Origin of the sequence: Micromonospora craterilacus, assembly GCF_003236315.1 — a bacterium.
In the GTDB taxonomy this organism is placed as follows: Bacteria; Actinomycetota; Actinomycetes; order Mycobacteriales; family Micromonosporaceae; genus Micromonospora; species Micromonospora craterilacus.
This window is the reverse complement of record NZ_POTY01000234.1, coordinates 1-10,671: the sequence shown is the minus strand read 5'-3', so window position 1 is coordinate 10,671 and position 10,671 is coordinate 1. Positions and strand designations below refer to the sequence as shown.

The window sequence follows — 10,671 nt, the reverse complement described above, 5'->3', positions numbered from 1 at the left end:
AACGTCAGCCTGTGTCCCTGGAGCATCGGCCGGATCACCGCCGCCGCCCTGGTCCTGCTCCACATCGACCATTGCCGCACGACATGATCACCCAACGCCACCAACCGTTACTCGGAAAGGCTCACTGGGCTGCAATTGAAACTCGTACGCGTTTGGACGAGTCACCAGCCGATCGCCCACCAAGCTGCGAAGCGCTGCTGCATGCGAACGTAGGTTGGCCACGGCCGAAGGCGGGGGAACATCCGCCCAGACCATGCCGGCCAGCCGGTTCAAGGACACCGCCCGGTTCGTCGCCAGTGCAAGCCCAGAGAGCACCGCCCGCTGCTTTCCCGCGCCTGGGGTGACGCATCGGCCGTTCACCCTCAGCTCCATAGGGCCGAGAAGCCGAATATCCAGTTGCATCCCGTCGCTCCCCCGTTGAACTTCGAGATCGCCCAGGTTAGGTGATTTATCACAGCAGAACAAGGCATTGCGAGGGCAAGCGAAGGTGATAGTTATCAATACGTCCGGGCGGCGTGTCGGCGTAACGAGAGCACCACCGAATGCGCCACCGACGGCCGCCGGGGAGCGACGGCGGCCACCCTTCCGCAGGTTCGGCCTCACCGCGTCTACAAAGGAGGGAGGGGAGAGGCCCGAGCATCACGGCGACGCGTGTGCCAGCCCTCAGTCCACCCGTATCATGTTGCTCCGCCAACCGTCGAACGTCCGACAGGACGCTGCGTTGAGTCAGCCGCAAGCCACCTGTCGAACGCGGGCAGGCATCCATCTGTCCAACGGGCGTCGCCGGATAGACGGCGCGCACTCAGCCGAAGAGCGGGGAAGGCCTCAGCGACAGCGTGGAGGTGAACCTGCCTCCCTTGTCGACGACCGATAGGTCCTTCTGCCCAGCGCCACCAGCGCACTGTAGGGCCTATCGAACCTGGTGGCCGGGTGGAGCTGCGAACCAGTCTCAGCAGCTGCGGTGCTGTACCGGTCGTCGTCCAACTGGCACGGATAGGTGATAGGCCGATGCGGAGCCGTGACCGTCGGAGAATGGGCCTTCAAGCGCAGACGAGGACGTGCCGGGTGACCGCTTTGTTGGCTGCGGCGATGCTCCTACCAGGCGAATTGACCTCTCGCTTGCCGGAAAGCAGGCATGGCGCCACCGGCCAAACATCGACGCCGCTGTCGCCCACTCGCGGTGCCGGCCTGGCGCGTCGGACCCTTGACACGGTCCGCGTCTGCTGGTGCCGGCACGCCGGTCAGGTGTCAGCCATCGGTGCCAGGGCGAACAAGGGCGGCATCGGTTCGGCTGCCTGGATCGCGGCAGCGACCTGTGTCAGTTGCTGGTAGTCGCCGCCGGCCGCCCTGATGACGGTGTCCGCATCGGCGTGGTTGCCGAGGTAACACTCGGCGATGGCCCGTAGGAGAAACGCGACGCTGCATAGGTCCGGCGGGTCAACTCCCGGCCGAATGTCGAGAAGCAACGACCGCGCCTGCTCCGGCCGCTGATTGAGCAGGTGAGCGAGACTCATAGCGACGCGAGGGGACAACATGTGCGGCTGCACGTGGAAGGCGAGCTGGGCCAGTTCCGAGATCTCCCGCACCTCTTTGTGTTCGACCGGTGAGCCGTTCACCACCGCGACGTACAGGTACCACAACCCGAACTGGACGGTAAGCACCTGCCCGATTGCGGCGGCGGCCATGGGATCGGTGCTGTCGGCGCGAGCCAGCGCCGCGAGCCGCTCGGCGTCGGCGATGAAGTCCGCCGCCGACTGCGCATGTCCCGTGCTCCAGCGCTGTTGGAAGGCAGCGAGCGCGAGTCGCGGGTCGTTGCCACCGCGAACAGGATCTCCAGGTTGATCGTCGCCAACAGCCCCTCGGGCAATCGCCTGCAACGTCCTACTTACCTCCTCCTGGTAGTAGCCCGCCTGTAACGCAGCGCGGCTGGCTGTTGGGGCGAAGAGCCAGCGAAGCAGGTTGCGGCCGTCACTGCGGGGCGATACCCCGGGAATGAGATTGACCACCCCGAGCAGCGCTGCAACAAGCGCTGCGCCGAGCAGTGCGACGCGCGTCAACGGGGCACTCGTCAACGCCGTTGCGGCACCGAGCACCGTCGCAGTGCACAGGTTCGTCATCGGGCCACCGAGGTAGAACAGCACCATCCGCAGCGGCAACGCGGTCGCCGATGGCGTCGGTCGGACCCACACTTCGCTCCGCCACCCGGTGAAGGGTGCGATACGGACCGCGATGACCGGCAGACGCAGCAGCTTCGCCACGACGAGGTGCCCGCACTCGTGCAGAACGACGTGCACCCACAACGACACGCAGGTGAGGCCGGCGGCGGCGATCGCGCCCGTCACGGACTCGGTGACGAATAGCGCGAGCGCCACCGCCTCCAACACCAAGAGGATGGACACGGCGACCAGCCGTCGGCGAGGGGACATCACCGCGAGATAGTACGGCCGGACAGTACCCGGCTGCTCCCAACGCGCTCCCCCGATCCGGGCCCCGCATTAACCCACACGTTCAGCCAGGAGACGTTCTGCCTAACGCAGGGCCGTCCGCCCGCGCGGCGGATAGTGACTCCTTCGGGTGCGCCGAAGAGGTCACCATGCCGAATCCCCTGGTCAGAGCGCCGCACGTGGGATCCGAGTCTCAGCTCTCGGAACCCGTACGGACGCGCCTGCGGCAGATTCCAGAGCCATACATCGATGCGACACAGGCCCGCTCGGCCGGTGCCAAGAGGCGGCAGACGGCGGTTGACACCAGGCAGGTAAGGAGCAGCCAGCTTGACCACTTCGGTGTTCTCTGGGAGGTCACGCCGGCCCGCTCGCCCATATCACTGCAGTTCAGCGCACCGCTTCGTGCCCAGCGCCGGTGAGCACTTCGGACGCGGTGACCACTTCGCCAAACTGCACCCAATCTGCACCCACCCGCAAGACCGGGCCCTGCATCGGCTCCTTACCGCCCTGACCTGCGGATACTCCCCCACCAGGCGACATAGGGAATCGTCGAATCCGGCTCAGTATGGCTGAGCACTCCGTGTGAAGCAGGACGCGGCACCGGCTCTGACCTGCGGAAACACAAAGCCGCAGGTGGCGCCGGTGCCGTTGAGTGCTGTTCAGCGCCGTTGGACGCAGTTGACTGCCGTTCAGCGCATCCGGCTGCTCCCATCCCGCTCCCCGATCCCCCTGCCTGCAGTGGCGTCAGAGACGGATCACCGGGCAGCCAAGAGCCCGGTCGTCGAACGGTCGAACCCGACGGGCCAGTCGTAGCGGACGCGTGGGGCGCGTCCGCTCGGGTGCCAGATGTGCGCACTTGGTCCGGGGTGACCGCCGACCAGCGGTACGTGCCGCTCCGTTGTAGGAGGGGTGCGCTCGGCTGGAGCCTTTGTGCTGGTCAGCCGTTGAAGCGTTCCCAGTCGAGGCGAGTGCGTAGGGGCCGCAGAGCGGAGCGTTGCCGGCTGCCGACGCTCAGCCAGATACCACTGTCGCCGTAGTCGGCTGCCATCGCGACGAGTCCGGGCGCCACCCAATGGCGTGTCGGGTCGCCAGGTACCCGCATCGGCTGTAGCGGGACGGGAACCAGGTCCTCGACGAACCGGTCCAGCACTTCTGGGGTGACCGTGGCGAAGCCACCGAACGGGGAAGTGCTCACCGCTTCGTTGAGGGCGAACTGGAGCAGGAAGCCGCTGAGGCGTTCCCGCTCGCGTAGCCGCTGCGGGCCGCCGTCGTACCACACGATGGGATCGTCGTCGGTGGGGTCGATCAGTGCCACCCAGACGCCCTGATTCTCGGCTGCGAAGACCACCAGTGGTGCGTCTTCGGCGTACTCGATCTCGTCGAGCGGCTCGATGAAGTCCTGCCGGCCGAGGAGTTCCTCGCGGCCGGCGACGATGTCATGGAAGGCCAGCAACGGGGCCGGAAGTTTCATGGCCGCGCGTTGGGGTGCGGCCGGTGGCACCGGCACATCGGCGTACCAAGCGGTCAGAAAGGACCGCAGCGCCCGGGTCAGGTCCTGCGGCACATCGTCCAGCCAGTCGATACCGGGTACCGGCAGTGTCGGCGTCGGCCGCACCTTGTCCAAAAGTTCCGGGGAAAACCGGTCGCCCCAGGTCAGCGTGGCGGACGTGAGGGTTCCCTGTTCCCCCGTGAATGGGTTCATCCCGCGGTAGGTGCTGGTGGCTTGGTAGAGCTCGCCGAGAGCCAGGCAACCATCGGCCATCTTGACAAAGCCCAGAAGCGGCTTGGACTTGTTCGTCGAATTTATCCACTGAGTCGTCTCGCTGGGCAACGGCTCCCGCAGCATCAGGGTGTTCGCGTTGTCGACAGCGTTGCCGTGGGGCCGGTCTCCGGCGTCGACGATCACGACCAGAGCGTCGGCCCCGTACGCGAGAGTGATCCCATCACCGTGCACCACCTCGGCGTCCGGGCCGGCAGCATCCACCGCCACCCGCTCCGGGACAACCGACCATCCCTCGATCATCGGGCGAGTATAGGAGCCCGGACCAAATCCCATAGTTGATCATGGTTCGGTGAGTTTTCCGCCCGCGGCGAGGTCAACCCGACATGAATAGCCAGCTCGTGCTTGCTGGTGACGGAAGCTTCGTGACGCTCTACCGGCGGCAGATCCGGACGCCGGGCAGGCAGACCCACGATGATGGTTGCGTGGAGGGGATCTACCCAGACAACGGCAACGGCGGCCGGGAGGCCAGTCCCGAGGCTGTGCCCGGCCTGCGCCCCGAAACCGAAGGTGCGGCCGACGCCACGTCACTCACGGTTGAAGTCGATGGAGAGGTGTTCGTCCTCCGCTCGAACGAGTTCGGCGGCACCGACTACACATGGCTTAGTACTCCAGCCGGGGATTTAGATCATGGTTCGGTGAGGGCTTGGCGGGTGTAGTGGCTGGTCATGGCTCGGGCCTGGTGACGGCGTCTGCGGATTGACCAGAGCAGCGGGTCCCCTCGGCGGCGGGTGGGTTCGATGATCAGGACGTGGAACAGGTGGCGTAGTTCGTTGCTGGTCAGTCGGATCAGCCCGGCCGGTTGATGCCGTTGGCTGGCGGTCGCGACGGCGAGGAAGGCGTGGGCGAGAATCACCAGGGTGGTCCAGCGGTGCCAGGACGTCCAGCGGCGGTGTTGGTGCTGGTCCAGGCCGAGTCCGGTCTTCGCCGTCTGGAACGATTCCTCGATCCTCCAGCGGCGGCCGGCGACCGCGACCAGGCGGTGCAAGGGGACGGGTTGCGGTGACCAGCAGCGGTAGAAGGCCAGCTCACCGGTGCGGCGGTTCCGGCGGATCAGCAGCCAGTGGTGTCCATCCTGACCGTCGGTGGCGTGGGGCAGGGCGGTGAACGCCCAGTCGTACCAGCGGTGACCCTTCGCGCCCCTTCCGGCGGACACGCACTGCCAGGCGGTGGCGGGAAGACCGGCGGCGAGGGCGTCGACGCGGTGGACGCCGAGACCGGTGGTGACCTGGTGGGAGCAGGACACGGCCAGGACGTACCCGAGTCTGTGGTGGCGCAGCCCGGCGGCGAGGCGGGGATCGTTGCCGTAGACCTCGTCACCGGCGACCCACCGGCAGGGCAGCCCGGCGGTGACCACGCTGGTGATCATCCGGGACGCCAGTTGCGGCTTCGTGGCGAACCGCACCTGCGCGGGGACACCGGCCCTCGTGCGGCGGTGCGGGTCATCGCTCCAGGACTTCGGCAGGTAGAGGGCGGTGTCGAGCATCGCGTGGGCGGTGTCGGTGGCGTAGACCAGGTGCACGGAGAGCTGACAGTTCTCGATCTTCCCGGCCGTGCCCGAGTACTGACGTTGGACACCGACGGTGTGCCGGCCCTTCTTCAGGTCCCCTGTCTCGTCGATGACCAGCACCGCCTCGGTGTCACCGAGGTGCTCACCGACGAACGCGCGGACATCAGCGCGAACGGCGGCGTCGTCCCAGCGCACGCGGGTCATCAGGTCCTGCATCCCGTCCGGACCGCTGTCACCGGCGTGCTCGGCGATCGTCCAGCAGTTCTTCGACGGTAACGGCGCCAGCAGGCCCCGGACGAAGTCACGCACCCGCCGGCGAGGCTCCGGCCTGCGGAAACGCCCCCCGACCGTCAGCATCAGGTCGTCGAACAATACCCGCCACCGGCGGGCGTCTACCCTGTATCCCGCAGCCACCGCCGCGTCATGGTCAGTCCACACAACCGCCCATGATCGACGGTGGCTGCACCCGTTGCCCCAGCCAAGGTCAACATCCCCGGCTGGAGTACTAGATCCGCTGGAGGTAGCAGAGATCGAAGTGTGGCCGTTCTGGCCAGACGAATCAGAGAAGAAGGAGGCCAGCGAGTACGTCAGTGGGCTCGAGTATCTCATAGCGGAGCAAAACAGCAAGCACATATTCAATGAAAAGAAGGTGCAGTTGCCGACAGGCGTGCGTCCAGATTCAATGCCCGCTAGCGTTCGATTCGATCTCTACTGCCCCGCAACGAGGATTCGGTTGGGTCATCCCGATGTCCGGATCCGACGCCGGGCCGCCATGTTGGCAAAACTCAGCACCAGAATATCGGAAAGGAGCCTCGCCAACGCCGGGCTTCGCTTAAGCCTGCTGAGGCAGCTTGCGCGCCTGACCGAGCTCGCCGAACAGCGATTCGAAGATCTTGGTGGCATGGACAAGGTTGATGTTGCTAAGGGCGAAGATGATTGAGATTGTGCGGATTGCAGCGCGCGCTCGAACCGCTGTTGCTCGAGAATTTGGCCGACAATCCACGAATCCTTGATGCAGAGTTCGCATCGTAGCTTTTCCGACAGCGCGGGACTGTACATAGCTCCTCTGTCAAGCCCTGGGTGTGCAGTCGATGTGTAAGGAGTAATCCTGGCCAGCGGATCGAGGTACTATCGTTGCCATTTCAGGCCTCCCACCACTTCAGAAAACGGCCGGAGAATCGGCAGGCTCCGCCCTCGGTTCTCGTCGTACTCTAGCGCGAATCGTTTGAATACGACGTTCGGGTCCTCAGGACCGTGATCAAAGGAGCATTGGAAGGCCTTTTGGCCATCAAGATGGCCGAGGCGATCGAGCATGCTGATCCAGTCAGGGACATGGAGTGTAACTCGTGGATCCCTGTGGCCGGTGCCGAACCAGTGGTTGTCGCGCCAATCAACAAGAAGTTCGCGTGGCCAGATTTCCCGAGTGCTGCCATGTTGAGAAACGAGGGTTGGCCAGCCTAACATTCCGATTGCAGCCAACACTTCTTCGCTAGACCCGGTCCCGAGCAGGAGAGGACGGTGCTGCCTCAAGGTTGCCCCTTGTGAAGCCGTGCGGTAATACTCATCGCTCCAGCGCTGGAGTGGGCGGACATACCCTACAGATGCTCGCTGTTCGGCTATCGCCGCGACGGTCGATTCAAGCATATTCCGAAAGCCTTCAGCGTAGGCGAACATTCCGTCGCTCCTGCGGCTCGCCTGGGCAATATGTGGCAGGGTGAGACTGACGTCGAGCCCACCTTGGGCGACCAGCTGATGAAGGCTCTCAAGTACGCGATAGTGCCAACCTGCATCTCGATCGAGGCCTCGTGTCGGCATAATATTCTGGAAGGATGAATAGGCGTACTGGGCAAGTCTTGCAGTCGGATCGAAGAATCTAGAATCGCATGTTGTGCGACGAGTCGCGGGAATCGCCGGATTCAGCGCAAGGTCACATAGCGCGCAATAGACCTGCGCCGCTTCACGGGTTGTCAGAGTGTTAAAAAGAAGCCTAAATGGACGGTAAGGGCCGACCGAATTGGATTCAAAGAAGCTCTGAAGTTGGCCGAGTTCGGCCCGTCTGCCCTTTGCGGCGAGTATGTCGCTAAGCCAGAGATAGGCAAGAGCGTGCGCATGGGATTCAAGCACCTGCCGGGTGCTAGATCGTCGGATTTCCTCTACAGCCTGCGGCGTCTCGTAGTCATACGGGCTATCGTGCTCCTGAAATACAAACAATACGTATGGAAACGGTGCCTCGAATGTCGCGGTTAAATCGGCGCGAATTTGGGCTAGATCGGGCAGTCCATCGGTGCCTAAGTACCGAGGGAAGCTCCCGGCCCCTCCCAGAGCATCCGACACTCGCTTAAAATGCCTCGCTGCAGGGATGAGCCATTCATATGCGGGATGTGGGTTTGGGCTGGTGAGCAAGGGGGCACGCTTAAGCAGGTCTTCTCGACCGCCGTAGCCTTCTCCCGCCAAGAGGTCCAGGCACATTAGATACTGCTCGAAGGTCAAATGGAAAAGATATCCATGAGTAGTGGTGTAATATTGGAGGAAATGCGCGTATTCATGTAGGATCTTATAGCATTTTTCCCAGTCGCCTGGGTTAGGTTCTGCTATCCGGTTTCGCATCTCAAGGTCAACTTCGTCTACACGGAGCACTCTTGTCGCGCAATTAAAAAGTGACCTCGACGGCTCGAAATAGTGGGCGTGCCGTGACGTCGGGCGCTTCATCGCTGATCGACATCCGCGACGCCTTTGTGCTCGCAGAGCCAACGAACACCGCGACGCGCACAGTAAAGTCCTACCAAAAGGGCGGTGGTGAGAGGCACGCTCTCGCTGATGGTTGAGGCGACGGCGACGGCAAGTTCGGCCTCGTCGTTTTCTAGATATCCGCGCTTGCCGCAGATCGCTTGCCGAATATTAGCTGAGCAAGAGCTGATGAATCGCAGCGCGATTCCCTTGAGCTCCTGCGGTGAATGTAGCGTTGTAGTGCCACGTGTCAGTTCCTCGCCAATAATGATTAGCAATCCGTCGGCGTCTGTCGACCGGTATTCGTCCATCAACTCGGCCATGCGGTCGCGCACGTGAACCCTCCCACTCGGCGATGTCAAACAACTGCATCATTCCACGTGCATTGTATTTGGCTGGTGCAACTCACGCGGCAGGGCAGGGCTCAGCTGTGCTGGAACTGCCCGATGAGGCGCTTGGCTGGTCACCATCGCCCGCAACCAGGCCAATCTGGATCTATAGCCTTAGTACCCCTGCCCGACGGTAGCAGCGAACTGATCACGTGGTGCTCCGATGGTGCTCGGATGTTCGGCACCTGATCAGCACGGGCGTGACTGTTCCAGCATCGCAGCCGTTTCGCCGGCCGGCCGACCCTTGCGGCCCGTTGAGCGCAACGCCGGATCAGCGAAAACGAAACACCCCTGTCTGGACGGCAATTAGGTCGGTGGGGTGTAGCAGCGTGGTCGCGAGGGCGGCGATCTCTGGGATGGTTCGGGCCTGGCATCGGCGTTTGAGTATGGCCAGGCGGCTGGTCGGATCGGACGGGTGCAGTCCGAGCCGGCGGGTGATGGTCGCTTCGTCGGCACCTGATTGGGCGAGGCGGACGATGTCGACGTCGGCGATCATCGCGGCTCGGGCTGCGGCGGTGTCGTAGGCGGCAAGCCATTGCATGGCGGTGGTCGAGGGGTGGCGGTCCAGGGTGGTACGCAGTTGTTGCAGGCCGACGGCTGCTCGCCCGACGAGCAGGCCCTTGTGGAGGTGTCCGGCCAGGCGTAGGGCGGTGTGCGCGGCGCAGACGGCCTCGTCTACCGCCTGGGTGGCCAGTTGGGCGTTGGCGTGGGTGAGTAGGGCGTGCACTCGGTCTCGAACCCGGTAGGCGGGCATTGTCTGGACGGCCTGTCGGGCGTGGTCGGCGGCCTCGTCGAGCATGCCGGCGGCCTGGCACACCCGTGCGGTGAGCATGTGCAGGGCGGGTTGGTCGAACCAGGCCAGCCATAACGGCACTGGCATCCGGGCGGCCTGGTCGAGGGTGCGTTGCGCGTAGCGCAGTAGCCGCCGTGCCTCCCCCATCTGCCCGGCATACGCGCGGACGCGGGCGGTGTGCACTGCCAGTAGTGCTCGATACCTGAGCGGCCCGCGGGCGGCGCCGTCCCGGGCCGCGATCGCAGCGGCGAGCATGCCACGGCGGCTATCGGCGGTGTATGGAAGCCCGATGCCGGACAGGACAAGATCCAGGTGCACCAGGTGTCGGTTGAGGCGCTGCGCCAGCGGGCGAGGCACGCCAGCGCTGACCTGCCGGGCCCTGGCCAGAAGACCGGCGCCCACCAGCGGTTCGGCCGCGTCGAACGCACACCAGGCGGCCTGGGCCAGGTGCTGGGCGGCAACCACCGCCCGCACCTGATCCGACACTCCAGGCGGCGGAACTGCACGGAGGATCCGCATGGCGTGTCCGACTGCCGGGCCCGCCAGTCCAACCCCGCCGTAGCGTTCGTCGGCGCGCGCGAGACGTTCCACCGGATCGGCCAGGGTGTGGGGCTGCGCGAGTTGGGCGATCTCGTCCTCGCCCAATGCCCACAACACCATCTGCACCGGTCGCCGCCTTTGCCGGACGCGTTCACCGAGGACCTGGGCCGCGCGACGGCCGTCCAAGGGACTGGTGGTCGCGATGCAACCATCAGTAGCGACGGCGGTGGAGGCGGTCACCGGGGCCATGTCTGCCGCCTCCCGGGTGGTGGGGCCGTCTCCGCGAGGACGTGGCCGAGCCGGTCGACGGCCAGGCGGGCCACCAGCTCCGGGGGTCGCAGGCAGCCAACATGCTGATCGTCGAGCGAGGCGAGCAACGCTGACGCCCACACATACCAATGCGTCGTGGATGGGGCCACGGCTGGGGGTTTCACACCGACCGCCGGCGTGGCTTGGTGGGTGGGAAGGGGGTTCGGCCGCTCCAGGTG

Annotated in this window: 8 protein-coding genes and 1 pseudogene; 3 read left to right on the top strand and 6 right to left on the bottom strand. The window is 64.8% G+C overall.

All coding sequences use genetic code 11. The features are described from left to right. Positions 1-87: pseudogene (locus tag C1I95_RS27345) on the top strand (IS5/IS1182 family transposase); the annotation flags it as partial. Positions 88-1,241: 1,154 nt separating this feature from the next. On the opposite strand, the gene C1I95_RS27335 reads toward C1I95_RS27345, so the two are convergent. Together C1I95_RS27335 and C1I95_RS27330 are read right to left on the bottom strand one after the other, a co-directional pair. After that, a complete protein-coding gene (locus C1I95_RS27335) occupies positions 1,242-2,399 on the bottom strand; it encodes a zinc metalloprotease (RefSeq protein ID WP_233513914.1) in 1,158 nt (385 codons plus the stop codon). A gap of 982 nt (positions 2,400-3,381) precedes the next feature. Further along, positions 3,382-4,467, bottom strand: a complete 1,086-nt coding sequence (locus C1I95_RS27330) for a hypothetical protein (protein WP_111217997.1) — start codon at positions 4,465-4,467, stop codon at positions 3,382-3,384. Between the two features lie 83 nt (positions 4,468-4,550). Between C1I95_RS27330 and C1I95_RS35950 the strand changes: the two genes are divergently transcribed. Next, entirely contained in the window at positions 4,551-4,883 is a 333-nt protein-coding gene (locus tag C1I95_RS35950) for a hypothetical protein (protein WP_199523929.1), read from the top strand. Here C1I95_RS35950 and C1I95_RS27320 read toward each other — a convergent pair. Next, positions 4,853-6,091 (bottom strand): IS701 family transposase, encoded by a 1,239-nt coding sequence (locus C1I95_RS27320; RefSeq protein WP_111217998.1) that lies wholly within the window; start codon positions 6,089-6,091, stop codon positions 4,853-4,855. The two genes, C1I95_RS35950 and C1I95_RS27320, sit on opposite strands and share 31 nt — an antisense overlap. A gap of 178 nt (positions 6,092-6,269) precedes the next feature. Here C1I95_RS27320 and C1I95_RS34935 point away from each other — a divergent pair, with 178 nt between their 5' ends. Continuing rightward, complete coding sequence (locus tag C1I95_RS34935; protein WP_146605864.1) at positions 6,270-6,674, top strand: hypothetical protein; 405 nt, start codon at positions 6,270-6,272, stop codon at positions 6,672-6,674. A 188-nt stretch (positions 6,675-6,862) separates the two neighbouring features. On the opposite strand, the gene C1I95_RS34930 is transcribed toward C1I95_RS34935, so the two are convergent. The 3 genes from C1I95_RS34930 to C1I95_RS27315 all read right to left on the bottom strand — a co-directional run bounded on the left by C1I95_RS34930 (position 6,863) and on the right by C1I95_RS27315 (position 10,573). Then, the gene (locus tag C1I95_RS34930) at positions 6,863-8,224 is read right to left on the bottom strand and encodes a hypothetical protein (RefSeq protein WP_146605863.1); all 1,362 of its coding nucleotides are present in this window, start codon (positions 8,222-8,224) and stop codon (positions 6,863-6,865) included. Positions 8,225-8,439: 215 nt separating this feature from the next. Next, positions 8,440-8,796, bottom strand: coding sequence for a hypothetical protein (locus C1I95_RS34925; RefSeq protein WP_146605862.1), 357 nt, complete (start codon positions 8,794-8,796; stop codon positions 8,440-8,442). 325 nt (positions 8,797-9,121) lie between these two features. Further along, positions 9,122-10,573, bottom strand: a complete 1,452-nt coding sequence (locus tag C1I95_RS27315) for an NsdA family TPR-like regulatory protein (RefSeq protein ID WP_499877992.1) — start codon at positions 10,571-10,573, stop codon at positions 9,122-9,124. Between the last annotated feature and the right edge of the window lie 98 nt (positions 10,574-10,671).

Bases quoted from the DNA above. Each gene is read 5' to 3' on its own strand.
- C1I95_RS27330 (WP_111217997.1), bottom strand. From the start codon at position 4,467: ATGATCGAGGGATGGTCGGTTGTCCCGGAGCGGGTGGCGGTGGATGCT.
- C1I95_RS35950 (WP_199523929.1), top strand. From the start codon at position 4,551: ATGAATAGCCAGCTCGTGCTTGCTGGTGACGGAAGCTTCGTGACGCTC.
- C1I95_RS27320 (WP_111217998.1), bottom strand. From the start codon at position 6,091: ATGCTGACGGTCGGGGGGCGTTTCCGCAGGCCGGAGCCTCGCCGGCGG.